Consider the following 26,545-nt stretch of genomic DNA (forward strand, 5'->3'; position numbering starts at 1 on the left):
CCCGTCGATCATGGAGTTGTGGTGGGTGACAAATGACCCGAGAAACGACAGATCGGGCACCACAAGTCCATGATCGACCAGGCCAAGCCACCCCCGGTCTCGCGATCTTGCGCTTGCTGCCCCGACATAAGCGGCATCGAGTCCATACCGGCGACCGGAACTGCAAGATCGGCGCGGCGGGACTCTCGGTGCGGTTTCCAGGGCGGCTTGGGGGCGTTGGCGCGGCCCGGTGGGGGTGAATCGTCTACGACATCAGCTCCACAGCGGGGCGGTCCGCCCCGACCGGCCCACCCGCGAGTACCGCGGAGCGGGCCGGTCGGCGCGAGATCAGCCGCGCAGCCAGACGGTGACGTCGGTCGGGACCGCGCCGTCGTCGTCCAGGGGTGCGCTGGTGGCGAGCACCTCGGCACCGGTCGGCACCGGCACCGGGGCGGCACTGAAGTTGGTCAGCACGGTCAGCTCACCGTTGCGGAAGCTCAGCGTCTCGTCGCCGGAGGACAACCACTCCAGGGTGCCGCGACCCAGCCCGTGCGCACGGCGCAACCGCAGCGCCGTGCGGTACAGCTCGTACGTCGAGCCGGGCACGTCGCGCTGGCGGTCCAGCGCGTACTCCGCCCACACTGGCGGTTGCGGCAGCCAACTCGCGTCGGTCGGCCCGAAACCGTAGGACGGGGCGTCGGCCTCCCACGGGATCGGCACCCGGCAGCCGTCCCGGCCGCGCTGGGTGTGCCCGCTGCGCTCCCAGGTCGGGTCCTGCCGAGCCTCGTCGGCAAGGGTCGTGTGCTCGGGCAGCCCCAACTCCTCGCCCTGGTAGAGGTACGCCGAGCCGGGCAGGGCGAGCATCAGCAGGGTGGCCGCCCGGGCCCGGCGCAGGCCGAGCGCGGCGTCCGGCTGCGGGTCGCCGATGCCGATGCCGTTGGGGCGGCCGCCGCCGATCGCCAGGCCGAGCCGGGAGGCGTGCCGCACCACGTCGTGGTTGGACAACACCCAGGTGGTCGGCGCGCCGACCGAGTCGGTCGCCTCCAGCGAACGGGTGATCACCGCGTACTGGGCCGGTGCGGTCCACGCCGCGAGCAGGTACTCGAAGTTGAACGCCTGGTGCATCTCGTCCGGGCGGACGTAGCGGGCCAGCCGCTCGGCCGGCTCCACCCAGGCCTCGGCGACCAGCACCCGCTCGCCGGGGTAGCTGTCCAGAACCTGTCGCCACTGCCGGTAGATCTCGTGCACGCCCTCCTGGTCCCACATCGGCGGGCGCGGCTTGTCGATCTCGTTGCCGGAGAGGATCTCCTGCGGCTCCTGCCAGTCGGCCAGGTCGGCCTGCTTGATCAGGCCGTGTGCCACGTCGACCCGGAAGCCGTCCACCCCGCGGTCCAGCCAGAACCGCAGCACGTCCAGGAACTCCGCGTGCACCTCCGGGTTCTCCCAGTTGAGGTCCGGCTGCCCGGTGTCGAACAGGTGCAGATACCACTGGCCGGGTTGCCCGTCGGGGTCCACCGTCCGGGTCCAGGCGGGACCGCCGAAGACGCTCTGCCAGTCGTTCGGCGGCTGGTCCCCGGTGGGCCCGAGGCCGTCCCGGAAGATGTACCGGGACCGTTCCGGGCTGCCGGGCGCGGCGGCCAGCGCGGCCTGGAACCAGCGGTGCGCGGACGAGGTGTGGTTGGGAACCAGGTCGACGATCACCCGCAGGCTGCGGTACCGGGCCTCGGCGATCAGCTTGTCCGCGTCGGCGAGGGTGCCGAACAGCGGGTCGATGTCGCGGTAGTCGGCCACGTCGTAGCCGGCGTCGGCCTGCGGTGACGGGTAGAACGGCGACAGCCACACCGCGTCCACGCCCAGCTCGACCAGGTGGTCGAGGCGGGCGGTGATGCCGGGCAGGTCACCGATCCCGTCGCCGTCCGAGTCGGCGAACGAACGGGGATAGATCTGGTAGATGGTCGCCTCGGTCCACCAGCCGGTGACTGGGTGACCGGAGGGGGTCTGCTGCGTCGGATCGGTGTTCAGGGTCTTCTCCCGTGTCGCGCGGTGGGTGGATTTCAGTGTGCCCGGGGTGGTGCTGTCGAGTCCCGGACGACCAGCCGAGTGGGCAGGATCACCGGTGTGGCGCCGCCGGCGTCGCGTTGGTCCACGACGGGCCCTGGGGGGCGTGCCCCGAGCGGGTCGAGCAGCATCCGGGCGGCGAGCCGGCCCTGCTCGGCGGCGGGCTGGGCGATGGTGCTGAGCCCCAGCACACCGGCCAGGTCGTGATTGTCGATGCCGATCACGCTGACGTCGTGCGGCACCCGCAGCCCGGCGTCGCGTACCGCGGTCATCGCCCCCATCGCCATCTCGTCGCAGGCGGCGACGATCGCGGTCGGCGGATCGCCGCGGACCAGCAACTCGGCGGCGGCCCGGATGCCGCCGTCGATGGTGAAGGTGGACTCGACATCCAGGCTCGGGTCGGGCCGCAGGCCGGCGGCGCGCAGCTCCGCCTGGTAGCCGCGGCGTCGGTCCAGGTGGGTGGTGAAGGCCAACTCGTCGTCCGGGTCGCCGGAGATGTGCGCGATCCGGTGATGGCCGAGGTCGATCAGGTGCCGGGTGGCGGCCCGCGCGGCCGCGACGTCGTCGATCCTTACGCAGGGCCAGTTGGGCACCCTGCTGCCCGAGCTGATTGTCACGCCGGGCAGGTCCAGTGTGGCGAGCGCGGTCAGGTCGGACGGCCGCAGTGGCGTGGCGACCAGCATGATGGCATCCACCCGCTTGTGCAGGTTGGCCGTGCGCAGGACCCGTTGGCGGATCTGCTCCCGGCCGCCCAGGTTGTAGAGCAGCAGGTCGTAGCCGGACTGGTGCAGGTGCTCCTCGACTGCCTCGACGACGGTGCTGAAGAACCAGCGGGTGATCCGGGGGACCACCACCGCGACCGTGCCGGTCCGGCCGCCGGCGAGCCGGGACGCACTCGGCGAGACCGCGTAGTCGAGTTGCTCGGCGGCGGCGAGCACCCGGCCCCGGGTGGCGGCGGAGACCGTCGGGAGCCCGCGCAGGGCCCGCGAGACGGTGGCCGTGGACACACCGGCCAGCCGGGCGACATCATCGATCTTCGTCACGGTTCCCCCGCTCGGTGCCAGAACGCCCGCCGCCGCCCGAGGGGCCGGGCGACGGCGGGCAAGCGGGTCAGCCCTTGACGCTCCCGGCGAGCAGACCTCGCACGAAGAAGCGTTGTAGGGACAGGAAGACAATCAGCGGTACGACGATGGAGACGAACGCTCCGGCGGTGAGCCGCTGCCACTCGTTGCCCCGGGTGCCGGCCATCTCGGCGAGTCGGACGGTGAGCGGGGCGGTCTCGTTGCCGCCGCCGGCGAAGATCAGCGCGACCAGCAGGTCGTTCCAGACCCAGAGGAACTGGAAGATGCCGAACGCCGCGAGCGCCGGGGTGATCAGCGGCAGCACGATGCTACGGAAGATCTTCGGGTGGGTGGCCCCGTCGACCCGGGCCGCCTCCATCAGGTCTCCGGGCAGCTGCGAGATGAAGTTGTGCAGCAGGAAGACGGCGAACGGAAGCGCGAAGCAGGTGTGGGCGAACCACACCTGGGCGAACTTCTGCTCGTCGACGAGGTCCCAGGCCGGCATCAGCGTGACGCCGCCGAGGGTGACACCGGTGGAGAAGAACTTCAGCAGCGGCACCAGGGCCATCTGCAACGGCACGATCTGCAACGCGAAGATCGCGATGTAGACCCAGTCCCGGCCGCGGAAGTTGATCCAGGCCAGCGCGTACGCGGCCAGGCACGCGAAGGCGAGCGGGAAGAGCACCGACGGGATGGTGATCGCCAGGGAGTTGATGAACGAACCGGCGAGCTGCCCGGAGGACGCCGACCGCCCGAACAGGACCTGCTGGTAGTTCTCGAAGGTGAACTGCGGGTTGGTGAACGCGGTCCACCAGCCGGTGGTCTTGATCTCGTCCTCCGGTCGGAGGGACGAGACGAGCAGGCCGAAGGTCGGGATGGTCCAGACCACCGCGATGACGATCGAGACGAGCGTCGCGGTGCGGCTGTTCAACCGCTTGCGGACCCGTCCGGCCGTGGTCGTCGGGGTGCCGTCGGTCTTCTGGGTGCCGACGGTGACGGTGGGCGTTGCGGTGGTCATCTCAGCCCTCCCGCTGCTGACGGAGGTTGCGGATCTGGTAGATCACGACCGGGATGACCAGGATGAAGAGGAAGACGGCGAGCGCCGAGCCCTGCCCGTTCTGGCCGTACCGGAACGCCTGGTTGTACATCTCGCTGGCGATCACGCTGGTGTCGTAGTTGCCGTTTGTCGAGGTCCGGACGATGTCGAAGACCTTGAGCGTGGCGATCGTGAGCGTCACCGCCACGACGATCAGCGCCGGCCGGATGCTCGGCATGGTGATCTGCCAGAACATCTGCCACGGGCTCACGCCGTCCAGCCGGGCGGCCTCCACGATGTCGTCGGGGATGGCCTTGATCGCGGCGGAGAGCACCACCATGGCGAAACCGGCCTGGATCCAGACCATGATGACGATCAGCAGCAGCGTGTTCAGCGGGGATTCGAGGAGCCACTGCTTCGGCTCACCGCCGAGGCTGACCACGATCTGGTTGAGCAGACCGATCTGGTCGCCCTCACCTCGGTAGGCGTAGACGAACTTCCAGATGATGCTGGCGCCGACGAAGGAGATGGCCATCGGCAGGAAGATCAGTGACTTGGCCACCGCCTCGAACCGGGCCTTGTCCACGAGTACGGCGTAGATCAGGCCGAACCCGGTCGCCACCAACGGGACGAGGAGCACCCAGACCAGGGTGTTGATCAGGACCCGGACGATCGAGTCGTCGGAGAACATCCAGCCGTAGTTGCGCAGGCCCACCCAGTTGGTGCTGCTTCCGTCCATCAGGGAGAGCAGCGTGGTGCGGATGGCCGGCACGACCAGGCCGATGATGAGCAACAGCAGCGTCGGCAGCAGGAAGAAGAACGCGAAGAGCCCCTCCCGCTGCTTGCGTCGGCGGGGCAGCGGGCCCCCGCCCACGGAGGCGGCGACGAGCTGAGCCTCCCGCCGACGGGCGAACCAGGCCGGCACCACGTCGAGCAACAGGAGCAGACCACCCACGACCACCACGAAGGCGACCAGCCCGTACATCAGCATGAGGAACTTCGGCTGCTGATCGGCGAAGTCGAACTTCATCAACCCTCCCTTCCGGGTCCACCTCGTCCGGTGGCCCGGCCCGCGGGCGCGGGCCGGGCCACCGCCGGGATCACTTAGGCCAGCTGCTCTCGATGCCCTGGAGCACCGGGGCGGTCGGCTTGCCGTTCAGCCACTCGACCATGCCCTTCCAGAACGTTCCCGCGCCGACGGCTGCCGGCATCAGGTCGGATCCGTCGAAGCGGAAGGTGCCCGACTTGTCCTGGAGGAGCTGGACGGAGAGCTTGTCGATCGGGCTGGCCACGTTGGCGATGTCCAGCTTGTTGTTCGCCGTGACCCAGTTGCCGAGCTTCGCGCGGCTGTTCACGTACTCGGCCGAAGCCAGGTAGGTCTGCACCGCCTGGACCTCGGGGCGGTCGGCGTAGCCGACGACGAACTCGCCCGCGCCCAGCACCGGCTTGCCCTTGGCCGGGTCGATGGTCGGGAAGTAGAAGGCGAACGCGTCGCCGTCCTCGGCCACCTTGGTGCCCTCGGGGAACTGGTTGGCGTAGAACGACGCCTGTCGGTGCATCGCGCACTTGCCGGTGGTCACCGGCAGGCCCGCCTCCTGGAAGGCGGTGGTGGTGATGCTCTTGACGCCGCCGAAGCCGCCGTTGACGTACTTGTCGTTCTTGAGAATGCTGCCGGCGCGGTCAACCGCGTCGACGACCTTCGGGTCGTTGAACGGGATGGCGTGGGTGGTCCACTGGTCGTAGACCTCGGGGCCCGCCGTCCGCAGGATCACGTCCTCGATCCAGTCGGTGGCCGGCCAACCGGTGGCGTCACCGGACTCGACGCCCGCGCACCACGGCTTCATGCCGCTGGCGGCGATCTTGTCGCTCAGGGCGATGAGCTGGTCCCAGGAGGTCGGGACCTCCCAGCCCTTCTCCTTGAACGTCTTCGGCGAGTACCAGACGAAGGACTTCACGTTGGCGCCGAGCGGCACGCCGTAGAGCGTCCCGTTCACGGTGCCGTACTTCAGCCAGTCGGCCGGCAGGTTCTGCTCGGCGAGGGCCTTGGTGTCGGCGCTCAGGTTCTTCAGCTTGCCGGCGTCCGCGAAGCGCTTCACGAGGCCCGGCTGGGGCACGAAGGCGATGTCGGGGGCGTTGCCGCCGTCGACCCGGACGGGGAGCTGCGCCTCGAACTCGCCGCTGCCCTCGTAGTCGATCTCGATGCCGGTGCACTCGGTGAACTGCGACCAGGAGCGCTCCAGCAGGTCGGCCTCGGCGTCACGGATGGACGCGTAGATCGAGACCTTCTTGCCGTCGTGGCCCTCGTACTTGTCGTATGCGGCGCACTCGGCGGAGCCCGCGTTGTTGCTCTTCTTGTCGTCGCCGGTACCGCAGGCGGTGGCGCTGAGCGCCAGCCCGAGTACGCCGGCGATCACGAAGGCCTGGCGTGGTCTGGTAAAGACCGCCATGCCGTCCTCCTTCCTAGCCGGCGCGGTGCTGGTCACCCGTCGCCGGTCCGATTGGGCGTGCACACATGTAAGCGCTTGCATCCGGCCCGGTCCACCCCCAGTCAGACACGAGCGAGTAACAATCCGGAAACCTGCGGGCTGCCTGGTGGGCGCGTTGCCGTCCCGAATCCTGGACTCTTTCGAAGATTGACGATATCTGTCAGGCTGAGCACTTCAGATCGAAGGTTTTCGACATAGGAGGAGCTGCATGCGCAAGCGGTGGATGAGCCTGCTGGCGACGGGTCTGCTCGTCGGGGGAGCACTGGTGCCGGCGAGCCCGGCGCTGGCCGCGCCGACCTTCAAGGTGCCCTTCCCGTGCGGCCAGTCCTGGTCCGGGCAGACCAGGTCGGACCACAGCCCGGCGTACGCCGTCGACTTCAACCGCACCGACGACAACGGTGACCCGGTGGTGGCCAGCGCCCCCGGCACCGTCGACCGGGTGACCGACCTCGGCGGTACCAGCTATGGCAAATACGTCCGAATCAACCATGGCGGCGGTTACAGCACCTATTACGCCCACCTCAGCGGCTTCAACGTCTCGGTCGGGCAGACCGTCGCCTACGGCAAGGTGCTCGGTTGGGTCGGCAGCACCGGCGGCTCGACCGGCCCGCACCTGCACTACGAGCAGCGCCTCAACGGCAGCGACATCCAGGTCCGCTTCAACGGCGCCCTCGGCCTCTACTGGGGCAGCAAGAACTACACCAGCGACAACGGGTGCTCCTCGGGCGGCGGCAACGGCACTGTCGACACCAGCGGCACCGCGTTGACCGTCCGCTCCGGCCCCGGCACCGGGTACGCCTCGGTGGGCACCGTCGCCGACGGCACCCGCGTGACCATCGCCTGCCAGACCAGTGGCACCACGGTCACCGGCACGTACGGCACCAGCTCGATCTGGGACCGCATCGGCTCCGGTCGGTACATCGCCGACGCGTACGTGTACACCGGCTCCGACGGCTACATCCCGGGCGTGCCCCGCTGCTGACCCGGAGACGGCACCGGTCCCCGGCGGGAGTCGCCGGGGGCCGGTGGGGTCAGTTGTTGAGCTGCCAGATCGACAGGTTCAACGCGGCGGCGAAGGTGACCCAGGCCCAGTAGGGCAGCAGCAGCGCGGCCGCCACCCGGGACACCCGGGCGAAGAGCACCACGGTGAGCCCGATCGCCAGCCACATCACCACGATCTCGGCGAACGCCAGCCCGTACTGCCCCGCGCCGAAGAACAGCGGGGTCCAGATCGCGTTGAGCACCAACTGGGCGGTCCACGCCCAGAGGGCGGGAGCGAAACCGACCCGGCGCCACACCAGCCAGCCGGTCACGGCGATCAGCGCGTAGAGCACCGACCAGACCGGCCCGAACAGCCCCGAGGGCGGCGCCCAGTCGGGCTGTCGCAGGCTCGCGTACTCGTCGGTGGTGCCCTGCACCCCCAGCCCGCCGATCGCGGCCGCGACGAAGACGGCCGCGGCGAAGCCGACGAGGGCCCACCACCGTCGCCGTCCGGAGGTCCTCGTGGCGTTCCGGGTTATCTCCATGGTCGAGATAATTTCCGCCCGGCGTCAGCTCAAACGCCGCCGCCGACCGCGGCCCGACCGCCGACAAAAAGCGCCGGGATCACCACGGCCGATGCTTCTGTCGGGAGGACGAAGCTCCGGCCACGGCGACCCCGGCGGGTCCCGGTTTTATGACGTACGAGCGCTAATTGAAGATGCTGACACCACCCGGGCCGACCAACAGCCCGACAACGATGAGGACGATGCCCCACAGGATCTGCCGGCGGAACAGCGCGAGGATGCCGGCGACCACGAGTACGACTGCGAGAATCCAAAGAATCAGCTCCATGACCTCTGAATACCCGACGGTCCGAGCGGGGAAACCTGATCCGTATCAAGTTGATCGCCAACGTGGAAGACGCTGTACGCCTGCTTGATCACCGGGTGCGCGACGTTGCGGACGCGTACCCCGCCGGGGGTCGTGCCGCGCTCGCTGCCGGCGTGCGCGTGCCCGTGCAGCGCCAGCGCCGTGGGTGCCGAGTCGATCGCCTGCCCCAGCTGGTACGACCCGAGGAACGGGTAGATCTCCAGCGGTTCGCCGACAAGCGTGTCCGGCACCGGCGCGTAGTGGGTGAGGGCGACGAGCATGTCGCAGTCCAGTGCGCGCAGCGCGGCACCGAGGCGGTCGGCGCTCTCGGTGGTGGTCCGCACGAAAGCCTTCATCTCCGGCTCGCCGAAGTCACTCGCGCACCGCCCGGCGAACCCGCCGCCGAAGCCCTTGACGCCGGCGATGCCGAGCCGGCCGCCCGCACAGTCCAGCACCACGCCGTTGCCCTCCAGCACGGTGATGCCCGCGTCCTCCAGCACCTTGACCACCTGGGGCACCTGGTCACACTGGTGGTCGTGGTTGCCCAGCACGGTCACGACCGGTACGGCCAGCCCGCCGAACTCCTCCGCCACGCAGCGCGCCTCGGCCTCCGTGCCGTGCCGGGTCAGGTCCCCGGCCAGCAGCAGCACGTCGGCGCACTCCGGCAGCTCTTCCAACGCCGGTCGGAACCGTCCGACCACGTCCTCGTCCAGATGCACGTCACCCACCGCGGCGATCCGGATCACCATGGAACCTCCCTCAGGGCAGTTGCTCGATCTCCGTGGGCGCCTGGGCGCGGATCACCCCGATGTCGCTGGTGATCGGTACGTCGGGAAAGCGCTCGGACACCAGGCGCAGGATCTCCGCGCGCCGGTGCGGGCTCTCCACCTCGCCGTGCAGCACGAGGGCGCGTTCGCGTCGGACCACGGTGATCCCCTGCTCGGCGACGGCGGGGTCCTCGGCGAGCAGCCGCTGGATCTCCGCGTCGACGTACTCGTCCGGTGGCCCGGCGCCGATGTCGCGATGATGGGTCACGATGTCCCCTCTCCTGGCTGGGTGCCGACGGCCGGCACCACCTCCAGCCGGTCCAGCAGCACCAGGAACGCCTCGGCGTACGGCGAGTGCTGCGTCTCCTTGCGTACCCTCTCCCAGTCGATCTGCTCCCGCAGCGAGCGGGCCAGCGGCAGACCGCGGGCGAAGTCGCAGTAGTGCTGGGAGAAGCTCAGCAGCTTGTGCACCATCAGCTGGGTGGCCGACAGGACCGGCATGTGGATCGCGTCCACCGGCCGGATGACCGTGTCGGCGAACGTCTCCTCGGTTACCGGCGTCTCGATCGGCCGATGGATGAGGTCCACCATCCGGCCGTCGTCGAAGACCTTGACCAGCCAGTCCTCCGGGGGTCGCTGGGCGACGAAGCCGGCGGCGACCAGGGCCTCCAGCGCCTGTTCCACGTCGGCCTCCCGGATCAGGAAGTCGACGTCGTGCTCGCTGGAGTGGCCCCCGTGGGCGTAGACGGCGAAGCTGCCGCCCAGGGCGAACGGGATCTCGGACTGCTTGAGCACGGCGGCGACCTTCTTGAGCGTGTGCACCAGACTCTCGTCCCCGCGCTCAGCCATCTGCTTCTCCCGTCGTCATGTGGTGGACCGGCGGTTGGGTTTCAAAGGTCCGGTACCCGGCATTCCGGTCGGCCACACCTCCTTGCGTCGCGGCGAGGTGCCAACAGGAACGAAACAGTACAAAACTCGCGGAGTCGGTGCATGGGTCGGATAACCTGTGGAGGGTGGCCAGATCATCGGGGATGCGACGCGGCAGGGCCCGGTTGCGCACCGTCGCCCTGATCGGCATCGACGGTTCCGGCAAGACCACTCAGGCACACCGACTGGCCGACGCGCTGACCGCCGCCGGCCGCCCCGCGAAGTACCGCCGCAACGCCAGCGGCCGTCGTTGGCTGGGCCGCCTCGCCCACCGCCTCGGGCGACCGGACGCGCAGCGGCTCGTCGGGCGCGACGGTGTGCTGGCGGTGGAGTCCGTGCTGCGCTGGCTCGCCATCGCCATGGCCCTGGTGAGCTGCCTGCTCACCGGCCGGACGGCGGTGATGGACCGCTACTCCGCCTGCCAGTACGCGAGCATCCGCGCGCATGGCGGGCACCGCTGGGAGCGACTGGCCCGGGCCGGCTACCGACTGTTCCCGACCCCGCAGGTGACCTTCCTGCTGGCCGTCGACCCGGCGGAGGCGTACCGGCGCATCGAGGAGCGCGGCACCGACCACGAGACGATGGGCTGGCTGACCGCGGCGGACACCGCCTACCGGGCGCTACCCGAATATCCGAGCTTCGTGCTGGTGGACGCGGGTCGCCCGGCCGAGGAGGTGACCGAGCAGATCCAGGCGCACCTGGGGACCTGGCTGCCGGCGTCCCCGGGGGCGGCGCGGGGGGACGAGGGCCCGCTGGTGGCTCAGGCCCGCCCGTAGACCGGCACGGTGGCGCCGCTGGTGGGCGCGGACTCCGCCGACGCGAGGAACCGGATCACCGACGCGATCTCGGCCGGGGCCACCCAACGGGAGTGGTCGGCGTCGGGCTGGGCGGCCCGGTTCGCCGGGGTGTCGATGACGCTGGGCAGCACTGTGTTGCAGCGCACGTTGCGGGACTTGTACTCCACCGCGACCGCGTTGGCGAGGGCCAGCACCGCCGCCTTGGCGGTCACGTAGCCGGCCGCGCCGGGGAACGGGGTGAGCGCCGCGCGGGCCGCGACGCAGACCACCGCGCCGCCGCCGGCCGCCAACAGGTGCGGCAACGCGGCCTGGGTGACCAGGTACGTGGGCCGCAGGTTGACGGTGAGCATCCGCTCGAAGTCCTCGACCGGTGTCTCGTGCACCAGGCCGCCGCTGGCGTACCCACCGACGAGGTTGACCACCGCGCGCAGCGGCGCCGCCGACTCACCGGCGGCGACCTCGACCGCCCGCGCGGCGCCCGCCGGCTCGGTCAGGTCCGCGACCAGCCGGACCAGCCCCTCCGCCGCCGGCTCCGCTCCGGGCCGGGCGGTCCGCTCCGGTACGACCACCCGCCAACCCGCCTCGACAAAGGCGCCCACCACCGCCCCACCAAGCCCACCAGAACCCCCAGTAACCAAAACACTGCGCGCCACCATGCACCCACGCTAACCCCCCACCCCACCCCCGACCGCCTCCCCCTCAGCCCCCTCCGTTGATCATGGGGTTATTGCTGCGATACGCCGAGGTGAGTGGCAACAACTTCATGATCACGGTCTGCCGTGGGCAGAGTGGGTCGTTGAAACGGACCTTGGGGGCGCAGGATCGGTTGATGCGAACTCTCATTCTGGGTGGCACTCGATTCCTTGGCCGGGCGACGGCCCAGCTCGCCGTCGAGCAGGGTCACGAGGTGACCTGCGCGGCCCGGGGCGTGTCCGGGGTCGCGCCGGCCGGGGCCCGGTTCGTGCCGGTGGACCGGGACGATCCCCAGGCTCTGGCGCAGCTCGCCGGCGAGGGTTTCGACGCCGTGATCGATGTGACCCGCCAGATCAGTCACGCCCGGTACGCGCTCGACGCACTCGCCGAGCGGGTCGGCCACTGGTCCTTCGTGTCGACGATCTCGGTGTACGCGGACCACACCACCCCCGGTCAGACCGCCTCGGACGCACCGGTGCTGCCGCCGGCACCACCGGAGGTGGACGGTCCGGTCGGCCCGGACCACCGCTGGTACGGCGAGTGCAAGGTGAGCATCGAGGAGCTGGTCCGGGAGCGGATGGGCGTGGACCGTTCGTTCATCTGCCGGGCTGGGTTGATCGTCGGTGCGGAGGACCCGAGCGATCGTTTCCCGTACTGGGTGCGGCGGCTGTCGGCGGGTGGGGAGGTGCTCGCACCCGGCCGCCCGACCGACCGGGTGCAGTTCGTGGACGTGGCCGATCTGGCGGGCTGGCTGCTGCACGCCGCCGGCACCGGCCTCACCGGCACGTACGACGGCACCGGGCCGGCGATGTCCCGGGCTGACCTGCTGCACGGGGTGGCCGCCGGGCTGGGTGTCACCGATCCGGTCCTCACCTGGGTCGACCAGGAGTTCCTGCTGGCCCACGACGTCCGCGAGTGGTCCGGGGAGCGGGCCCTGCCACTCTGGGTGCGGCTGCCGGAGACCGGTGGTCTGATGGACCGGGACGCCGCACCGGCTCTGGGTGCCGGGCTGGCGATCCGTCCACTGTCGGACACTGTTCGGGCGACCGCGGCCTGGATGGCAGCGGAGCCGGCCGCCGTACGGCAGGGCGGACTCGACCCGGCGGATGAGGCGGCGGTATTGCGGGAGTGGCAGGCTGTGCGGGATCGGTGATCGGGCCGTCGGCCGTTTCGTTCGTCCCGGCCAGTCATGGTTGACGCTCACGCTTGGTGAAAGTAAGTTTCACCCGTGGCGAAGAGTCCGAAGATTTCTGCGAGTCAGGAGCCCGGTGGGCTGATCGTCCACATCAGCGGGTTGTTGCCGTCGCTGTCTCCTGCCGAGCAGCGGGTTGCCCGGCTGGTCGTGTCCGACCCGGCCGCCGCCTCCCGGCGGACCATCACCGACCTCGCCACCGCGGCGGAGACGTCGGAGGCGACAGTCATCCGGTTCTGTCGCTCGGTCGGCATGGATGGCTATCCCCAACTCCGCATCCGGCTCGCCGCCGAGGCCGCCCGCCGGATCGAGCCACCCGACGCCCGGGTGGTCGGCGGCGACATCCCGCCCGGCGCCGACCTCGCCCAGATCATCGCCACCATCGCGTTCAACGACGCCCGCGCCGTCGAGGAGACTGCCGAGCAGCTCGACCCCGCCGTCTGTGAGCAGGTGGTCGAGGCGATCAACAGCGCCGGCCGGATCGACATCTACGGTGCCGGTGCCAGCGGATTCGTCGCGTCGGACTTCCAGCAGAAGCTGCACCGCATCGGTCGGATCGCCTTCTACTTCCCGGACGTGCACACGGCGCTGACCTCGGCCGCTCTCCTCGGCAGGGGCGACGTGGCGATCGGCATCTCGCACAGCGGCACGACCTCCGACGTGATCGAGGTGCTGGAGCAGGCCCGCACGCGGGGTGCCGGCACCGTGGCGCTGACCAACTTCCCCCGCTCGCCGATCACCGAGGTGGCCGACTTCGTGCTCACCACGGCGGCTCGGGAGACCACCTACCGCTCCGGCGCGACGGCCAGCCGGCTGGCCCAGCTCACCGTGGTCGACTGTCTCTTCGTCGGGGTGGCCGCCCGCAACCGGGCGCGGGCCCGCAAGGCCCTGGAGGCGACCGCCGAGGCGGTCCAGTCGCACCGGGTGGGTGCGAACCGGAGGCGGGCATGACGGCCGGTGCGGACCTGCCCGCAACGCCCGTTCGCCCGACGGTCCGGGTGGGCGCACCCACCGAACGGCGCAACCCGCTCAGCGTCGACCTCGACCTGATGTCGACGCGGGACGTCCTCACCGTGATCAACGAAGCCGACCGGCGGGTGCCGGCGGCGGTCGCCGCGGTGCTCGACGAGATCGCCACCACCGTCGACCTGGCGGTCGAGGCCCTGCGCGGCGGCCATCGGGTGCACTACTTCGGTGCCGGCACCTCCGGTCGGCTCGGTGTGCTCGACGCGGCCGAACTGGCCCCCACCTTCAACTCGCCCCGACACTGGTTCTGCGCCCACCTCGCCGGGGGCCCGGACGCCATGTGGCGGGCCGTGGAGGACGCCGAGGACGACGACCGGGGTGCCGCGGTCGAGGCGGCCAGTTGTGTACGCGGCGGTGACCTGGTGGTCGGTCTGGCGGCCAGCGGACGCACCCCGTACGTCCTCGGGGCGCTCGCCGCGGCCCGCGCCAAGGGCGCTTCGACGGTGCTGCTGTGCGCCAATCCGGAGGCGGAGGCCGCCCGGTCGGTGGACGTGTTCATCGGGGTGGACACCGGACCCGAGGTGGTCGCCGGGTCGACCCGGATGAAGGCGGGCACGGCGCAGAAGTTGGTGCTCAACACGTTCTCGACAGCCGTCATGGTGCGCCTGGGGCGGGTCTACTCGAACCTCATGATCGATATGGTGGCCACCAATGCGAAACTCCGCGGCCGAATGATCTCGATTCTGGTCGAGGCCACCGGTTGCGCGGAGGAGGTTTCCCGGCAGGCGCTCGTGGCGGCCGACGGTGACCTGAAGACGGCACTTGTCGCCCTGGTCTCCGGTGCCGAGGTGGACGCCGCCCGCGCCGCGCTGGCCCGCTCCGCCGACCAGGTACGCGGGGCGCTCGCCCTGCTCGCGTCCTAGCCGCACACGCCCCCGGGAAGCGAACAAAGCCTCGGATTGTTCATCTGGCCGGGGGGTAATAACACCCTCGAGGATGAACCGAGCGGTCCTTCGGTGCGTATCTGGCAGTGACCAGGATCGCAGCGTGGTGGTGACCCGGGTCGCTGTGCCCCCACGGCGGGCGGTGTTGCCATGGAGCGTAACCCGTGCGTGGTGCCCAGCGGCGAGCCACCCGGCGGGATGCTGACAGCAAACATGGACCGGGCTCTCAGCTATTACTCAGGCATTCGTGACACTTTCGACTCACGACATGGAATCCCCGACACGTCTCATCTGTTGTGTAGGTGTCAGCACCGGTGGGCACAGCAGAAGTTACCAGGGGTTGACGGACGTGGGGAATGGCAAGGAACCGGGCAACCGGCGCGAGCGAGGGGACCGTGGGCAACGTGGACAAGAACATCGGCATGCGAACCGATCAGGTGGCCGAAGAGCGCGACCTGGTCGGCGTCTACCTGCACGAGATCTCCCGGACGCCACTGCTGGACGCCGCTCGGGAGGTCGAACTCTCCAAGGCGATCGAGGCCGGCCTCTACGCCGAGCACCTGCTCGGTGAGGAAGCCGTCCGCGCCGGTGTGGACCGGGCCGATCTGGAGTGGCTGGTCGTCGAGGGCGAGCGCGCGAAGGACCTCTTCATCCGCGCCAACCTCCGATTGGTCGTGTCGATCGCCCGCCGCTACGTGCGCTCGGGCATGCCCATGCTGGACCTGATCCAGGAGGGCAACACCGGCTTGGTCCGGGCGGTCGAGAAGTTCGACTACGAGCGTGGTTACAAGTTCTCCACCTACGCCACCTGGTGGATTCGCCAGGCGATCAGCCGGGCGATCGCCCAGCAGGAGCGCACCGTGCGCCTGCCGGTGCACCTGGTGGAGGACGTCAACCGGATGCGCAACGTGGCCCGGCAGTTGACCCGTGAGCTGGGCTCCGACCCGGAGCCGGAGCAGATCGCGGCCTCCCTCGGCGTAACCGTCGAGCGGGTCAACGAGCTGCGTCGGTGGTCGCAGGACACCGTGTCGCTGGACACCCCGGTCGGCGACGACGGCGACACCAGCCTCGGCGACCTGGTCGCCGACAGTGACGCGCCGTCGCCGGAGGACATCGTCCTCAGCGGTCTGGAGCGGCAGCGCATCGAGGGCCTGCTCAACCACCTCGACGACCGGTCCGCCGGCATCATGCGGGCCCGCTACGGGCTGGAGGACGGCCGGGAGCACTCGCTCACCGAGGTCGCCTCCCGGTTCTCGCTGTCCCGCGAGCGGATCCGACAGTTGGAGATCCAGGCCCTCGGCCGACTGCGCGAGCTGGCCCGGGCGGAGGGGCTGCAGGCAGCCTGACCTGGTAGTAATGACGGCGAACGGCCGGCGTCCGATAGGGGGACGCCGGCCGTTCGCCGTTGCCGGTCGGGTGACTAGCGAACCCGGCCGTAGCCCTGGATCGCCATCATGTTCATGCCTCGCCTGAGCACGTTACGGCCGGCGCTTGGCGCGTCGATCACCTGGCCGTCGCCCACGTAGAGGGCGACGTGCCCGAGCCCGCTGTAGAAGACCAGGTCACCGGGGCGGAGGTCGCCCCGACCGATGTGCGCGACGGCACCCCACTGCATTCGGGTGTTGTGCGGCAGGGACTTTCCGGCCGCCCGCCAGGCCGCCGAGGTCAGCCCGGAACAGTCGTAGCCGTTCGGCCCGTCGGCTGCCCAGACGTACGGCTTGCCCACGGCTCCGAACGCGTAGCGCACGGCGGTGCCGGCAGCACCGGCCACCGCGGGCACGTTCTTGGCCTCGGCCACCGCCGCCTTGGGCTCGGGACGCTCGGTCGCCGCCCCGTATGCCTGCCGACGCAGCTCGTACAGCTTGGCCAGGTCCTGTTCGATCTGCTTCTTGCCCGCCGCGAGCTGACGGGCCCGCGCGGCCTGCCGCTTCAGTGTGGCGTCCAGGCCGGCCTTCTCGTCCAGCAGTCGCCGCTGGTCCGCGCTGAAGCCGGAGATGCGCTCCTGCCGCTGGCGGGTCAGCTGGTCGAGCGTGCTCAGCCGGTCCAGCAGCGCGGCGGAGCCGCCGGGACGCAGCAGGGCGTCCGCGGTGCGCAGGCCGCCGCTCTTGTACGCGGTGGTGGCCAACTCGGTCACGTCGGCCCGGCTCTGCTCGGCCTGTTGCTCCAGCGGGCCGATGCGGGCCTGTAATCGGGCCGCCGATGCCTCGTTGGTCTTGATCTCCTCACGCAACTTGTTGTACGACTCCACGACCCGTTCCAACTCGGCCGAGGACGTCTCGATCCGGCGGGTCAGGTCGGCGGGGGACGGCTCGGCGTGAGCCACCGCCGTCGGAGCGATCAGCGCGGCCGACATGCCGGCCAGCGCCACGGTACGCAGCAGGTTTCTCAGGGATGACAAGAGCGGAAGGCCCCTCTCCCACGGCCGCTGGGGCTGCTGACGCCCTCGGCGACACCGGCCGGGGCCACCCGGGCGGACGGCACTGGGCCAGACCGGCTCACCCAACCTAACCCGGGACGGATGTCGCTCGCAGTTGAAGCAGGGGCGAATGTGGGAAGAGTGGCGGCTCGTGCCGCTGCGGTCCGTGGCGCTGCTGACACCTGCTGGGACGCGGACAAAGCCCGTTTCGCGGCTGGTGACGGATATATGACTTTCGTCGTTCCGGGCGTATACCGCCGGATCCCCGGCCGCCATAACCGATAAAAGACGAAATGGATGCGGTTTCCTGACGATATCCCTCGCCGGGGTGAGCGCTGGGAAGCCGGCAAATGCCCAGGTCGGCTGGCCGCGCCCCAACACAATGAGGCTGAAGCCGGGAATCCCGTCGGCAGGTATCGATATCTGCCACCGCCGGCTCACTCGGCCAACCGTCCCCCGCGGGAGGAACCGTGAATCGTGAAGGCGCAAACGTGCGACCGCCGCGAACGGTGCCGGGCGCCCGGTCGACCCTGCTGTACGCGCGGCCCGGCATCATCGTGACCGTCGACCGGTTCACCGTCGGCCGAACCAGTTACCGGGTCGCCGACCTCACCCATCTGCGTACCACCCGGGGCCCGCACGACCGGATCGCCGTCCGGGCCGTCGCGATCACCGCCGGCATGATCGGCGGCGTCGGGCTGCTGCTCGGCTTCACCGGTGGGCTGCAACACCTGACCGCCGGGGCGTACCTCATCCTCGGCGCGGTCTTCCTGCTGCCCGGTGCGCTCGCCCTGGCCGGCGATCGCTGGCGTCCGCCGCCACACGAGCTGTGGGGGTGGTACGGGGGAGCGGAGACGCTGCTCTTCAGCGCCGACGACGAGCGGCAGTTCGGTCAGGTCACCCGGGCGTTGCTGCGGGCCCGGGAGATGAACCGGTACGGCGGCTGGGTCGACCCGCTCGCCTCGACCGAACCGTGGCGGCCCAGCCGCTGACGCGACGACGGTGGGCCCGCGCCGGGCGGGGCGTCGGCCCACCCGGCGCTCAACGGGCGACCGGCTCCGGAGCCCGCTGCTCCTGCGGCGCGGCCACCCAGGCGCTGACCCGACGCTCGGCGTAGAACGAGACGAACGGCACGGTGCCGGCCAGCATCACCAGCAGCGTCCGCTTCAGCGGCCAGTCCGCCCGACGGCTCAGGTCGAACGCGGCCACCAGGTAGATCATGTAGAGGAAGCCGTGCGCCGGCCCCACCGTCTCCACCACCACCGCGTTGTCGAACACGTACTTCAGCGGCATACCGATCACGACCAGCAGGATCAGCACGACACCCACGATCCAGGCGATCGCGCGGTACCGGGTAAGGGCAGCGCCCACCTTGGTTCCGTCCTTCCGAGCCCGGCTCAGCCGGGATAGTCACCGGGTCGGGCGCCCGGATTGGCGCTCAACCATGACAGGTAGTCGTTGTAGGCGGCCAGGTCGCTGTCCTCGACGGCGTCGCCACCGGACGGCACCCGGGACACCCGCACCGGTCGGCGTACCGCCGGTCGGGATCCCGCGGTGACCGCTGGCTCGGGCTCGGCGGCCGGTTGCGCCGGTGGCGCGTCGGTGTCGGCCGCCCGGCGGCGGGCCAACTTCACCTCACGCCACCAGACGTAGACCACGAAGCCGGCGAAGATCGGCCACTCGACCGCGTACCCCCAGCTCAGACTGTTGCCTGCGGCCGCCCGGCTGATCTGCCACCAGCCCAGCCCGAGAAAGCCCACGACCAGCACGACCATGGCCACGTGACGTGCGATCCACGCCGGGGTCCAGAGCCGCCTCATGGCACCGAGGGTACCGGGGGCGCCGTGGGTCTCCGACACCGTGTCGTAGTTGTCGCGCGGCCGGGATGGTTTGGCGTCACCACGCCTGGGCAATCGTCTAGACGCCAGCCCAAACGAGATCAAGGGGGGCGATGATGACCGGATCGGTACGTGAGGACGGCTTTGCGTCCAGCGGCAGCACGGACATGAGCCCGGAGCAGCGGGTGCCCGAGTGGGGCGGAGATCAGCTCGCCGACCCGGCGGGCACCACGGATCTCGACGGCGACGTGCTCGGCATCGACCCGACAGAGTTGACCGACGATGATCTGATCCGCGAGATGCACAGCCTGCACCGCACCCGCCTGGACACCCTGCGGCACGCGGCGGACTCGGCGCTCGCCAACCACCTGCGGCGCACCGCGGAGCTCGAGACCGAATACCTGGCGCGTCACCCGGGCCGGGAGGTCGACCCCAACCGTCTGCGGGACTCCTGATGCCGGCGCGTGCGGTGCGCGGGATGTCCGCGCCACCCGAGGTGGTGTTCAACACCGCCACCGACCCCGACCGTGCCTCGGCCTGGCTGCCGGAGCCGCTGCGCGGTGACGGCAGTCCCGCCGCGGAGATCAGCGCTGCGGAGCTGCGGGCCCGGTGGGGGGATGGCGACGCCGAGGACTGGTCCGCCGAGATCCGGGTGGAGCCGGGCGACTCCGGCGGTGCCCGGATCCAGCTCGACCTTGCCGACGGATCGAGCGGGCCGGCCCCGGACCAGTTGGCCGACGAGGCGCTCACCAACCTGGCGCGCGAGGTCGCCGACAACCTCCAGGCCGGCTGAGGCGGCCACGCGGCTGCCGCTCCCGCACCCCATCACAAGAAGGTAAGGAGACCGGGTGAGCGACACTGGCCTGCGACAGAAGGCGACGCGGCTGCGCCGGGCGTACGCGCCGCACGAACACCGGCCGCTCGGCGGCTACCTCGTGGCGATGGGCGCCTACGCCGGGGTGACCGGTGCACTCGCCGGTCTGGTCAAGGCGACCGGTCGACCGGTGCCGGAGCGTCCCACTTCGTCCGACGTGGTGTTGCTCTCGATCGCCACGCACAAGCTGAGCCGGCTGCTGTCCAAGGACGCGGTGACCAGCCCGCTGCGGGCGCCGTTCACCCGTTACGACCGCCCGATCGGCAGCGGTGAGGTGATGGAGCAGGTCCGCGACTCGGGGAGCCCCACCCGGCACGCCATCGGCGAGTTGCTGAGCTGCCCGTTCTGCCTGGCGGTCTGGGTGGCCACCGGGCTGACCGGTGGCTTGGTGCTCGCGCCCCGGCTGACCCGGCTGGTGGCCACCGCGTTGACGGCGGTCGCCGCATCCGACTTCCTTCAGATGGCGTACGCGATGGCGCAGCAGGCCGCCGAGGGTGGGCACCACGACGACGACTGATCGAGTAGACGCGCGAGGGGGGCCGGCAGACGCCGGCCCCCCTCGTCGCACGTACCTCAGCGCTGCATGCCGGACCAGCCGTGCGGCGACTCCGGCTCCCGTTCGTCCTCGTCCGCCCCGGTGATGATGTCCCGGTCCACCGCGGTGCGGTCGTGCTCGTTGGCGAAGTCCGGCTCGGGCGTGGTGTCCCTGCCCTTCGGCGGTTGACCCAACGCCGGCACCTTCTCGTCGTGGTCCTCGTGGTGCGTCATGTCGGTGTCCCTTCTGCGGTGGCTCGGGCGGGCCCCAGCGGTGGAATCGCCCAGGTCGCTCAGCCGATCGAACCGCCCAGCAGGTCGCTGGCCTCGTCCACCGAGTACTCGCCCTCGGGCAGCGCGTCGATGCGGGCGAGCAGGTCCGGCGGGAGTTCGGCGGCCACCGCGTGGCGGTAGATCTCCGCCTGTTCGACCCGCTCCTGCGCCCGGTAGATGTCGTCGAGCAGGTCGTCGAGGGCTCGGGTGTCCGGCTCGCCTGCCTGGGATGCGTCGTCGGTCACGCCGATCAGCTACCCGGGTCGGAATCGGTCAAACCTACCCCGGTGGCTCGTCTGCGCCGCCGGACGATGGCCCTGCGAGGCTCCCTGTGCTGCGCACCCGTGCACGGGGGTGCCTTTGCTCTGCACCCGTGCCACGGGGCCCCCTTTGCTCTGCACCCGCGGATGCGCCGGTTACGGACCGTAGGCGGTGCATGGGCGGGTGCAGAGCAAAGGGAGCGGGAGCGGATGGTGGGTGTTCCGGTCGTCTCGGCCCGTCCGGTCTGGCCGGAGTTCGGGCAGGCCGTCGGGCAGGCCTGAGTCCGGGCAGGCCGACAGAGACAGCGCCGCCCCCGGCCTCGTGAGCCGGGGGCGGCGCTGGTGTCGGTGTGCAGGTCGCCTCTCGGCGAGTGGCACTACGCGGCTCCAGCCGGACGGTATTCCGCGAAGGCTATTTAGGTGAGGCCCGGGGACACTGGACACACCGACACCCCTGTCAACGAGCCGACCCCCGCTCGTGTTCCGTGCGGCGAAGTGTCGACGGTCACACCGCCGTCGGCAGGGTGGCCCGACGGGCCCGCACGGCCGAGGCCAGGTGGTCGAGCACCTCGGCGGTGTCGTCCCAACCGAGGCAGGCGTCGGTGACCGACCGGCCGTACTCCAGCTCGCGGGTCGGGTCGAGCTCCTGGCGACCGGGCAGCAGGAACGACTCCAACATCACGCCGGTGATCCCGCGCTGGCCGGCGGCCAACTGGGCGGCCACGTCGGCGGCGACCTTGGGCTGGTTGCGGTGGTCCTTGCCACTGTTGGCGTGGCTGGCGTCGATCACCAGTCGCTCCGGCAGGTCGGCCGCGCGAAGCAGGTCGAGCGCTCCGGCCACCGAATCCGCGTCGTAGTTGGGTCGGCCACCCCCACCGCGCAGCACCAGGTGACCGTCCGTGTTGCCCCGGGTGTGCATGATCGCCGGGGTGCCGGAGAAGTCGATACCGGGGAAGACGTGCGGCACCCCGGCGGCGCGGATCGCGTCCACCGCCGTGCCGATGCTGCCGTCCGGGCGGTTCTTCATGCCGATCGGCATGGACAGACCGGAGGAGAGTTGGCGGTGCACCTGACTCTCCACGGTGCGGGCACCGATCGCGCCCCAGGCCACCGTGTCCGCGATGTACTGCGGAGTGATCGGGTCGAGGAACTCGCAGCCCACCGGCAGACCGACGCGCAGCACGTCGAGCAGCAGCGCCCGGGCCAGCCGCAGGCCGGTGTTGACGTCCCCGCTGCCGTCCAGGCCCGGATCGTTGATCAGGCCCTTCCAGCCGACCGTGGAGCGTGGCTTCTCGAAGTAGACCCGCATGACGATCAGCAGGTCGTCGGCCAGCCGGTCGGCCGCCGTACGAAGACGCTGCGCGTAGTCGAGTGCTGCCGCCGGGTCGTGCACCGAGCAGGGGCCGACCACCACCAGCAGCCGGTCGTCCTCGCGGTCCAGCACGCGACTCACCGCACGACGGCCGGTCAGCACGGCCGCCGCGAGCGGGGCGTCCAGGGGCAACTCGTGGTGCAGCAGGGCGGGCGTGGTCAACGGCACGACACGGTCGATCCGCTGATCGCTGACCCGATCGGTCTCCGGGGTCGTCACGGTGGGCATCCTTCCGCCGACCGTGCCCGGGGCCGGTGCCCGGGACGAGCCGGCTGCTCGTACGCAAAAGGGCAGGAACGACAGCTCCTGCCCAGCCGGCTCGGTCCGCGGTGACGTCAGTTCATGGTGAAGTCACCGGCGTGCGAGCCGGCTGCCTAAACCATCGATAGGAACGCGTCACGGGGGCAAGCGTACCCGACCCGGCGCGATCGACCGGTCCGTCGTCCCAAGATGCGGGGCGGACACCGCGTGCCCGAGGTGCGGTCGGGGTAACAGGGGTGCCATGACTGACGAGCAGAGCGATCAGGATCGGGTGGAGTCCCGCGCCCACCACCTCCTGCCCGAAGAGGCCGCCGTGGGCAGCGACGACCCGGAGGCGCAGGCCGCGGCCATCCTCGCCGAGTCGGACATCCGGGAGGCAGACCAGAACGCGGCGCCGGACACCGTGCTGGAACGTCGTACCTCGGATCAGACAGTGGTCGCGGTCGAGCCGCCGGACTGAGCAGTGGCCCCGCGTGCCCGGCGGGACCCCCGGTAGGTCTGCTCGCGCAGCCAGGCGAGCAGGCCTGCCGCCCGCAGTTCGGGCGGCAGGTTGCCCACCGGGTCGAACGCGAGCGCGGCGTCCTCCTCGGCGCTGAGCTGGGTACCGATGCTGACCTGCCCCACCGGCCGCCACGGCCCGACGGCGGACGCGACCGCGAGCACCAGGCGCGGCGTGTCCGTCCGGGTCGCGGCGGCCACCGTGCTCAGGCTGCGCCCGAGGCCGACCGAATCGGGGTCGGGCAGCGCGGCCAGCCACAGCCGGCGCCGGCCCACGCGAAACCCCACGATCGTGCTGTACGTCCCGGTGAACGCGCGTCGCGGCAGCGGCAGGTGACGCAGCACCGGGGCCGCGCCGCTGGAGCTGACCAGCAGGTCGAACGGCCGGCCGGTGTCCCGGTGCAGGCGCAGCGCCAGGCCCAGCACGTCCGGCCAACCGCCGGGGGTGGGGGTGCCCTTGGAGAGCCGGACGGCGGCCCGATACCGGCCGGGGGCGTCCAGCAGATCGACCCCGGTGGGTGGTCCGGGCGTACCCCAGATCACCACCTCGCCGGCGAACGAGCGACCGGCCGGATGCAGCAGCCGGCCGCGGCGCAGCCGGCCGAGCGCGGCGCTGGCCCGTTCGACGGCGGCGGCGGCCCGGGACGGGCGCGGAGTGACGGTCATGGCCCTCCGGTACCCCGAGCGGCGGCCTCGATGCCCGGGGTCGCCTCGCCGGCCGACCACACGTCACCTTTCGGCCCGCGAGATCGGATAGCGTCGGGGTATGCCCGACAGCGGTTACCCATGGCCCATCGAGACGTCCCGACTGGACAACGGCCTACGCGTGGTGGTGAGTGAGGACCGCACCGCCCCGGCCGTCGCCGTCAACCTCTGGTACGACGTCGGCTCCCGGCACGAGCCGGCCGGGCAGACCGGCTTCGCCCACCTCTTCGAGCACCTGATGTTCGAGGGTTCGGTGAACGTGGCGAAGACCGAGCACATGAAGCTGATCCAGGGCTCCGGCGGCTCGCTCAACGCCACCACCAATCCGGATCGCACCAACTACTTCGAGACGGTCCCGGCCGAACACCTGGAGTTGGCGCTCTGGTTGGAGGCCGACCGGATGGGCGGCCTGGTCCCCGCGCTCACCCAGGAGACGCTGGACAACCAACGCGACGTGGTCAAGAACGAGCGCCGGCAGCGGTACGAGAACGTCCCGTACGGGGACGCCTGGCTGCGCCTGCTGCCGCTGCTCTACCCGCCCGGGCACCCCTACCATCACGCGACGATCGGCTCGATGGCCGACCTGAACGCCGCCGACCTGGCCACCTTCCAGGCGTTCCACCGGACCTACTACGCGCCCAACAACGCGGTGCTCACCGTCGTCGGCGACGCCACCGCGTCCGACGTGTTCGCGCTCGCCGACAAGTATTTCGGCGCGCTGCCGGCACGCGTCGACATCCCGGCGGCCCCGGACGGGCGCAGCGTCCCGGCGACCGGGCAGACGGCCATCGAGTCGGTGAGCGCCGACGTGCCGGCGCCGCGGGTCTACATCGCCCACCGCACCTACCCGTTCGGCACCCCCGGGTACGACGTGGTCACCGTGCTCGCCAGCATCCTCGGCAGCGGCCGGGGCAGCCGGCTCTACCAGCGGCTCGCCGACGGTGAACGGATCGCCCAGCCGGACCTGGTCGGGGCGTACGGGGTGGACCTCGCGCACGCCCCGGCACCACTGATCGCCACCGCCACCGCCCGCACCGGAGTGAGCGCCGAGCGCCTCGCCGAGGGGCTGGCCGAGGTCGTCGACGAGTTGGCCACCGTGCCGGTCACCGCCGCCGAGCTGGATCGGGCCAAGGCGTTGCTGAGCACCGGCTGGTGGCGTCAGCTGTCCACCGTGGACGGTCGTGCGGACCTGCTCGGCCGGTACGCCACGCAGTTCGGTGACCCGGCCCGCATCGCGGACCAGTTGCCGGGCCTGCTCGCGGTCACCGCCGAGCAGATCGCCGAGGCCGCCGCCGAGGTGCTCGCCACCGACCGGGTGCTGTTGACCTACCTGCCCGAGGAGACCTCATGACGCTGATCGCCGACCGTCCCGGCCCGGGCGCGGCCCGCCCGTACCGGTTCCCGCCGGTGGTTCGCCGCGCCGTGGCCGGCGGCCAGGTCGTCGCCGCGCACCTGCCGGGGCAGAACCTCGCCGTGGCCCTGCTGCTGCTCGACGTGGGCGCGAGCCAGGAGCCGGTCGGCAAGGAGGGCCTGTCCGGGGTGCTGGCCAAGGCGTTGGAGGAGGGCACCGCACAGCGGGACGCCGCCGCGTACGCGCTCGCCGTCGAGGGGCTCGGCACCGCGTTGACGACCGGACTGGACTGGGACTCGTTCCAGGCCAGCGTGGTGGTCCCGGTGGACCGGCTCAGCGCCGCCGTGGAGCTGCTCGCCGAGGCGGTCCGGACGCCCAGGCTGGATCCCGCCGACGTACGTCGGGTCCGCGACGACGAGGCGACCGCGCTGCGGATGGACTGGGCCAACCCGGGCCCCCGGGCCGACGCCGCGTTGCGCGCGGACCTGTTCGGTGCCCAGAACCGCTGGGGCCGGCCGATGTACGGCGACCCGGAGTCGGTCGCCGCGTTGGACGTGGAGGACGTGACGGTCTTCCACTCCGAGTGGTTCCTGCGCCCCGGCACCCTGATCGTCGCCGGCGACCTGGACCGGATCGACCTGGACGCGCTGGCCGCCGCGGCGTTCGCCGGCACCGGCGGCGGCCCGGCCGAGCGGGGTGGCCCGATCGAGGTGCCGCTGCAGGCCGGACGGCGGATCATCCTGGTGGACCGGCCCGGTTCGGTGCAGTCCACGCTGCGGCTGGGCCACCCGTCGCCGCACCGGGCGCACCCCGACCACGTGGCGATGACGCTCGCCGGCACGGTGCTCGGCGGTGCGTTCACCTCCCGGCTCAACCACCTGCTGCGCGAGGTGCACGGCTACACCTACGGCGTTCGGGGTGACTTCGCCTCGTCCCGGCGCTTCGGCCGGTTCGGGGTCAGCTCCGGCGTACAGACCGCGGTCACCGTGCCGGCCCTGGTCGAGGCGGTGGGTGAGATCAGCCGTACCCAGGCCGCTGGGGTGACCGAGGACGAGCTGGAGGTGGCCCGGTCCTGGCGGGCCGGGCAGCTCTCGGTCGAGTTGCAGAGCCCCCGGGCGATCGCGTCCGCGCTGACCACGCTCGTGGTGCACGACCTGCCGGACGACTACCACGCCCGGCTGCGGGAGTCGCTGCTCGCCGCCGACGTGGACCAGGTCTCCGCGGCGGCGGCCACCCATCTGCACCCGGACGCGCTGACCCTGGTCATCGAGGGCGACGCGGCAGTAATCCGCGACGACCTAACGGCAGCCGCCCTAGGCACCCTCCTCCCCTAACACCCACCCCCGCCCCCACCCCCGCCCACCCCCGCCCCCACCCCCGCCCCCGCCCCCCCCGCCCCCCGGCCC

General features: G+C 71.1%; 31 protein-coding genes. 13 read left to right on the top strand and 18 right to left on the bottom strand.

Annotated elements, in window-relative coordinates:
* Nucleotides 1-327 precede the first annotated feature (327 nt).
* The 5 genes from AB0B14_RS26705 to AB0B14_RS26725 all read right to left on the bottom strand — a co-directional run bounded on the left by AB0B14_RS26705 (nucleotide 328) and on the right by AB0B14_RS26725 (nucleotide 6,581).
* A complete protein-coding gene (locus tag AB0B14_RS26705) occupies nucleotides 328-2,001 on the bottom strand; it encodes a glycoside hydrolase family 13 protein (protein ID WP_357524802.1) in 1,674 nt (557 codons plus the stop codon).
* 32 nt (nucleotides 2,002-2,033) lie between these two features.
* Nucleotides 2,034-3,080 (bottom strand): LacI family DNA-binding transcriptional regulator, encoded by a 1,047-nt coding sequence (locus AB0B14_RS26710; protein WP_357524776.1) that lies wholly within the window; start codon nucleotides 3,078-3,080, stop codon nucleotides 2,034-2,036.
* Nucleotides 3,081-3,147: 67 nt separating this feature from the next.
* Entirely contained in the window at nucleotides 3,148-4,116 is a 969-nt protein-coding gene (locus AB0B14_RS26715) for a carbohydrate ABC transporter permease (RefSeq protein ID WP_357067005.1), read from the bottom strand.
* A gap of 1 nt (nucleotide 4,117) precedes the next feature.
* Entirely contained in the window at nucleotides 4,118-5,164 is a 1,047-nt protein-coding gene (locus AB0B14_RS26720) for a sugar ABC transporter permease (RefSeq protein WP_357067007.1), read from the bottom strand.
* Nucleotides 5,165-5,234: 70 nt separating this feature from the next.
* Nucleotides 5,235-6,581, bottom strand: coding sequence for an ABC transporter substrate-binding protein (locus AB0B14_RS26725; RefSeq protein WP_357524778.1), 1,347 nt, complete (start codon nucleotides 6,579-6,581; stop codon nucleotides 5,235-5,237).
* Between the two features lie 247 nt (nucleotides 6,582-6,828).
* Between AB0B14_RS26725 and AB0B14_RS26730 the strand changes: the two genes are divergently transcribed.
* Nucleotides 6,829-7,602, top strand: coding sequence for a peptidoglycan DD-metalloendopeptidase family protein (locus tag AB0B14_RS26730; protein ID WP_357524780.1), 774 nt, complete (start codon nucleotides 6,829-6,831; stop codon nucleotides 7,600-7,602).
* A 49-nt stretch (nucleotides 7,603-7,651) separates the two neighbouring features.
* On the opposite strand, the gene AB0B14_RS26735 is transcribed toward AB0B14_RS26730, so the two are convergent.
* The 5 genes from AB0B14_RS26735 to AB0B14_RS26755 all read right to left on the bottom strand — a co-directional run bounded on the left by AB0B14_RS26735 (nucleotide 7,652) and on the right by AB0B14_RS26755 (nucleotide 10,087).
* Nucleotides 7,652-8,146: a TspO/MBR family protein gene (locus AB0B14_RS26735; RefSeq protein WP_357067013.1), complete on the bottom strand. Its 495-nt coding sequence runs from the start codon at nucleotides 8,144-8,146 to the stop codon at nucleotides 7,652-7,654.
* Nucleotides 8,147-8,309: 163 nt separating this feature from the next.
* Complete coding sequence (locus AB0B14_RS26740) at nucleotides 8,310-8,453, bottom strand: GPGG-motif small membrane protein (protein ID WP_007464364.1); 144 nt, start codon at nucleotides 8,451-8,453, stop codon at nucleotides 8,310-8,312.
* Complete coding sequence (locus AB0B14_RS26745) at nucleotides 8,444-9,220, bottom strand: metallophosphoesterase (RefSeq protein ID WP_357524782.1); 777 nt, start codon at nucleotides 9,218-9,220, stop codon at nucleotides 8,444-8,446. Before AB0B14_RS26745 ends, AB0B14_RS26740 begins: the two co-directional genes overlap by 10 nt.
* Before the next feature lie 10 nt (nucleotides 9,221-9,230).
* Entirely contained in the window at nucleotides 9,231-9,506 is a 276-nt protein-coding gene (locus tag AB0B14_RS26750) for a hypothetical protein (RefSeq protein WP_357067018.1), read from the bottom strand.
* A complete protein-coding gene (locus AB0B14_RS26755) occupies nucleotides 9,503-10,087 on the bottom strand; it encodes a nucleotidyltransferase (protein ID WP_357067020.1) in 585 nt (194 codons plus the stop codon). The genes AB0B14_RS26750 and AB0B14_RS26755 overlap by 4 nt, the downstream gene beginning before the upstream one ends.
* Nucleotides 10,088-10,269: 182 nt before the next feature.
* Here AB0B14_RS26755 and AB0B14_RS26760 point away from each other — a divergent pair, with 182 nt between their 5' ends.
* Nucleotides 10,270-10,941: a thymidylate kinase gene (locus AB0B14_RS26760; protein ID WP_357067226.1), complete on the top strand. Its 672-nt coding sequence runs from the start codon at nucleotides 10,270-10,272 to the stop codon at nucleotides 10,939-10,941.
* Here AB0B14_RS26760 and AB0B14_RS26765 read toward each other — a convergent pair.
* The gene (locus AB0B14_RS26765; RefSeq protein WP_357067022.1) at nucleotides 10,926-11,618 is read right to left on the bottom strand and encodes an SDR family NAD(P)-dependent oxidoreductase; all 693 of its coding nucleotides are present in this window, start codon (nucleotides 11,616-11,618) and stop codon (nucleotides 10,926-10,928) included. The two genes, AB0B14_RS26760 and AB0B14_RS26765, sit on opposite strands and share 16 nt — an antisense overlap.
* A 173-nt stretch (nucleotides 11,619-11,791) precedes the next feature.
* On the opposite strand from AB0B14_RS26765, the gene AB0B14_RS26770 reads away from it, so the two are divergent.
* From AB0B14_RS26770 to AB0B14_RS26785, 4 genes are all read left to right on the top strand, one after another.
* Nucleotides 11,792-12,808, top strand: coding sequence for an NAD-dependent epimerase/dehydratase family protein (locus AB0B14_RS26770; RefSeq protein WP_357524784.1), 1,017 nt, complete (start codon nucleotides 11,792-11,794; stop codon nucleotides 12,806-12,808).
* 75 nt (nucleotides 12,809-12,883) lie between these two features.
* Nucleotides 12,884-13,798, top strand: coding sequence for a MurR/RpiR family transcriptional regulator (locus AB0B14_RS26775; protein WP_357067027.1), 915 nt, complete (start codon nucleotides 12,884-12,886; stop codon nucleotides 13,796-13,798).
* Nucleotides 13,795-14,736 (top strand): N-acetylmuramic acid 6-phosphate etherase, encoded by a 942-nt coding sequence (murQ, locus tag AB0B14_RS26780; RefSeq protein ID WP_357067029.1) that lies wholly within the window; start codon nucleotides 13,795-13,797, stop codon nucleotides 14,734-14,736. Before AB0B14_RS26775 ends, murQ begins: the two co-directional genes overlap by 4 nt.
* A gap of 377 nt (nucleotides 14,737-15,113) precedes the next feature.
* Nucleotides 15,114-16,103, top strand: coding sequence for a sigma-70 family RNA polymerase sigma factor (locus tag AB0B14_RS26785; RefSeq protein ID WP_357067031.1), 990 nt, complete (start codon nucleotides 15,114-15,116; stop codon nucleotides 16,101-16,103).
* A 74-nt stretch (nucleotides 16,104-16,177) separates the two neighbouring features.
* On the opposite strand, the gene AB0B14_RS26790 is transcribed toward AB0B14_RS26785, so the two are convergent.
* On the bottom strand, nucleotides 16,178-17,155 hold the full coding sequence (locus AB0B14_RS26790) for an NlpC/P60 family protein (protein WP_357524786.1): 978 nt from the start codon (nucleotides 17,153-17,155) through the stop codon (nucleotides 16,178-16,180).
* Between the two features lie 509 nt (nucleotides 17,156-17,664).
* Here AB0B14_RS26790 and AB0B14_RS26795 point away from each other — a divergent pair.
* Nucleotides 17,665-18,165 carry a DUF6232 family protein gene (locus AB0B14_RS26795; RefSeq protein ID WP_357067035.1) on the top strand — a complete coding sequence of 167 codons (501 nt, stop codon included), beginning with the start codon at nucleotides 17,665-17,667 and terminating at the stop codon, nucleotides 18,163-18,165.
* 49 nt (nucleotides 18,166-18,214) lie between these two features.
* Here the strand turns inward: AB0B14_RS26795 and AB0B14_RS26800 are convergent, their stop codons facing one another.
* Nucleotides 18,215-18,544, bottom strand: a complete 330-nt coding sequence (locus AB0B14_RS26800) for a DUF3817 domain-containing protein (protein WP_357524788.1) — start codon at nucleotides 18,542-18,544, stop codon at nucleotides 18,215-18,217.
* 26 nt (nucleotides 18,545-18,570) lie between these two features.
* Nucleotides 18,571-18,993, bottom strand: a complete 423-nt coding sequence (locus AB0B14_RS26805) for a hypothetical protein (protein ID WP_357067039.1) — start codon at nucleotides 18,991-18,993, stop codon at nucleotides 18,571-18,573.
* A gap of 131 nt (nucleotides 18,994-19,124) precedes the next feature.
* Between AB0B14_RS26805 and AB0B14_RS26810 the strand changes: the two genes are divergently transcribed.
* From AB0B14_RS26810 to AB0B14_RS26820, 3 genes are read left to right on the top strand one after another with little or no spacing between them, the layout of a single operon-like run.
* The gene (locus tag AB0B14_RS26810) at nucleotides 19,125-19,466 is read left to right on the top strand and encodes a DUF6158 family protein (protein ID WP_357067041.1); all 342 of its coding nucleotides are present in this window, start codon (nucleotides 19,125-19,127) and stop codon (nucleotides 19,464-19,466) included.
* The gene (locus AB0B14_RS26815) at nucleotides 19,466-19,804 is read left to right on the top strand and encodes an SRPBCC family protein (protein WP_357067043.1); all 339 of its coding nucleotides are present in this window, start codon (nucleotides 19,466-19,468) and stop codon (nucleotides 19,802-19,804) included. Before AB0B14_RS26810 ends, AB0B14_RS26815 begins: the two co-directional genes overlap by 1 nt.
* Nucleotides 19,805-19,859: 55 nt before the next feature.
* Nucleotides 19,860-20,402, top strand: a complete 543-nt coding sequence (locus tag AB0B14_RS26820; protein WP_357067045.1) for a DUF1360 domain-containing protein — start codon at nucleotides 19,860-19,862, stop codon at nucleotides 20,400-20,402.
* A 56-nt stretch (nucleotides 20,403-20,458) separates the two neighbouring features.
* Here AB0B14_RS26820 and AB0B14_RS26825 read toward each other — a convergent pair whose 3' ends face one another.
* The 3 genes from AB0B14_RS26825 to AB0B14_RS26835 all read right to left on the bottom strand — a co-directional run bounded on the left by AB0B14_RS26825 (nucleotide 20,459) and on the right by AB0B14_RS26835 (nucleotide 22,552).
* On the bottom strand, nucleotides 20,459-20,653 hold the full coding sequence (locus AB0B14_RS26825) for a hypothetical protein (protein ID WP_091405645.1): 195 nt from the start codon (nucleotides 20,651-20,653) through the stop codon (nucleotides 20,459-20,461).
* Nucleotides 20,654-20,712: 59 nt separating this feature from the next.
* Entirely contained in the window at nucleotides 20,713-20,937 is a 225-nt protein-coding gene (locus AB0B14_RS26830) for a hypothetical protein (protein WP_357067047.1), read from the bottom strand.
* Between the two features lie 520 nt (nucleotides 20,938-21,457).
* On the bottom strand, nucleotides 21,458-22,552 hold the full coding sequence (locus AB0B14_RS26835; protein ID WP_357067049.1) for a 3-deoxy-7-phosphoheptulonate synthase: 1,095 nt from the start codon (nucleotides 22,550-22,552) through the stop codon (nucleotides 21,458-21,460).
* A 274-nt stretch (nucleotides 22,553-22,826) separates the two neighbouring features.
* Between AB0B14_RS26835 and AB0B14_RS26840 the strand changes: the two genes are divergently transcribed.
* Nucleotides 22,827-23,045, top strand: coding sequence for a hypothetical protein (locus tag AB0B14_RS26840; protein WP_357067051.1), 219 nt, complete (start codon nucleotides 22,827-22,829; stop codon nucleotides 23,043-23,045).
* Here the strand turns inward: AB0B14_RS26840 and AB0B14_RS26845 are convergent.
* Complete coding sequence (locus tag AB0B14_RS26845) at nucleotides 23,012-23,749, bottom strand: phosphodiesterase (protein ID WP_357067053.1); 738 nt, start codon at nucleotides 23,747-23,749, stop codon at nucleotides 23,012-23,014. The genes AB0B14_RS26840 and AB0B14_RS26845 overlap by 34 nt on opposite strands.
* A gap of 100 nt (nucleotides 23,750-23,849) precedes the next feature.
* Between AB0B14_RS26845 and AB0B14_RS26850 the strand changes: the two genes are divergently transcribed.
* Nucleotides 23,850-25,139, top strand: a complete 1,290-nt coding sequence (locus tag AB0B14_RS26850) for a pitrilysin family protein (protein ID WP_357067055.1) — start codon at nucleotides 23,850-23,852, stop codon at nucleotides 25,137-25,139.
* A complete protein-coding gene (locus AB0B14_RS26855) occupies nucleotides 25,136-26,473 on the top strand; it encodes a pitrilysin family protein (protein ID WP_357524791.1) in 1,338 nt (445 codons plus the stop codon). The genes AB0B14_RS26850 and AB0B14_RS26855 overlap by 4 nt, the downstream gene beginning before the upstream one ends.
* The last annotated feature ends 72 nt before the right edge of the window (nucleotides 26,474-26,545 follow it).

The sequence above is a fragment of the Micromonospora sp. NPDC049171 genome (genome assembly GCF_040648275.1).
GTDB lineage: Bacteria > Actinomycetota > Actinomycetes > Mycobacteriales > Micromonosporaceae > Micromonospora.

Excerpts from the sequence above, each read along its gene's own strand:
- AB0B14_RS26725 (WP_357524778.1), bottom strand. The coding sequence starts at position 6,581 with ATGGCGGTCTTTACCAGACCACGCCAGGCCTTCGTGATCGCCGGCGTA.
- AB0B14_RS26770 (WP_357524784.1), top strand. The coding sequence starts at position 11,792 with ATGCGAACTCTCATTCTGGGTGGCACTCGATTCCTTGGCCGGGCGACG.
- AB0B14_RS26845 (WP_357067053.1), bottom strand. The coding sequence starts at position 23,749 with ATGACCGTCACTCCGCGCCCGTCCCGGGCCGCCGCCGCCGTCGAACGG.
- AB0B14_RS26715 (WP_357067005.1), bottom strand. The coding sequence starts at position 4,116 with ATGACCACCGCAACGCCCACCGTCACCGTCGGCACCCAGAAGACCGAC.
- AB0B14_RS26805 (WP_357067039.1), bottom strand. The coding sequence starts at position 18,993 with ATGAGGCGGCTCTGGACCCCGGCGTGGATCGCACGTCACGTGGCCATG.
- AB0B14_RS26850 (WP_357067055.1), top strand. The coding sequence starts at position 23,850 with ATGCCCGACAGCGGTTACCCATGGCCCATCGAGACGTCCCGACTGGAC.
- AB0B14_RS26755 (WP_357067020.1), bottom strand. The coding sequence starts at position 10,087 with ATGGCTGAGCGCGGGGACGAGAGTCTGGTGCACACGCTCAAGAAGGTC.
- AB0B14_RS26825 (WP_091405645.1), bottom strand. The coding sequence starts at position 20,653 with ATGACGCACCACGAGGACCACGACGAGAAGGTGCCGGCGTTGGGTCAA.
- AB0B14_RS26835 (WP_357067049.1), bottom strand. The coding sequence starts at position 22,552 with ATGCCCACCGTGACGACCCCGGAGACCGATCGGGTCAGCGATCAGCGG.
- murQ (WP_357067029.1), top strand. The coding sequence starts at position 13,795 with ATGACGGCCGGTGCGGACCTGCCCGCAACGCCCGTTCGCCCGACGGTC.
- AB0B14_RS26840 (WP_357067051.1), top strand. The coding sequence starts at position 22,827 with ATGACTGACGAGCAGAGCGATCAGGATCGGGTGGAGTCCCGCGCCCAC.
- AB0B14_RS26855 (WP_357524791.1), top strand. The coding sequence starts at position 25,136 with ATGACGCTGATCGCCGACCGTCCCGGCCCGGGCGCGGCCCGCCCGTAC.
- AB0B14_RS26815 (WP_357067043.1), top strand. The coding sequence starts at position 19,466 with ATGCCGGCGCGTGCGGTGCGCGGGATGTCCGCGCCACCCGAGGTGGTG.
- AB0B14_RS26735 (WP_357067013.1), bottom strand. The coding sequence starts at position 8,146 with ATGGAGATAACCCGGAACGCCACGAGGACCTCCGGACGGCGACGGTGG.
- AB0B14_RS26720 (WP_357067007.1), bottom strand. The coding sequence starts at position 5,164 with ATGAAGTTCGACTTCGCCGATCAGCAGCCGAAGTTCCTCATGCTGATG.
- AB0B14_RS26745 (WP_357524782.1), bottom strand. The coding sequence starts at position 9,220 with ATGGTGATCCGGATCGCCGCGGTGGGTGACGTGCATCTGGACGAGGAC.
- AB0B14_RS26765 (WP_357067022.1), bottom strand. The coding sequence starts at position 11,618 with ATGGTGGCGCGCAGTGTTTTGGTTACTGGGGGTTCTGGTGGGCTTGGT.
- AB0B14_RS26740 (WP_007464364.1), bottom strand. The coding sequence starts at position 8,453 with ATGGAGCTGATTCTTTGGATTCTCGCAGTCGTACTCGTGGTCGCCGGC.
- AB0B14_RS26785 (WP_357067031.1), top strand. The coding sequence starts at position 15,114 with ATGGCAAGGAACCGGGCAACCGGCGCGAGCGAGGGGACCGTGGGCAAC.
- AB0B14_RS26730 (WP_357524780.1), top strand. The coding sequence starts at position 6,829 with ATGCGCAAGCGGTGGATGAGCCTGCTGGCGACGGGTCTGCTCGTCGGG.
- AB0B14_RS26760 (WP_357067226.1), top strand. The coding sequence starts at position 10,270 with ATGCGACGCGGCAGGGCCCGGTTGCGCACCGTCGCCCTGATCGGCATC.
- AB0B14_RS26810 (WP_357067041.1), top strand. The coding sequence starts at position 19,125 with ATGATGACCGGATCGGTACGTGAGGACGGCTTTGCGTCCAGCGGCAGC.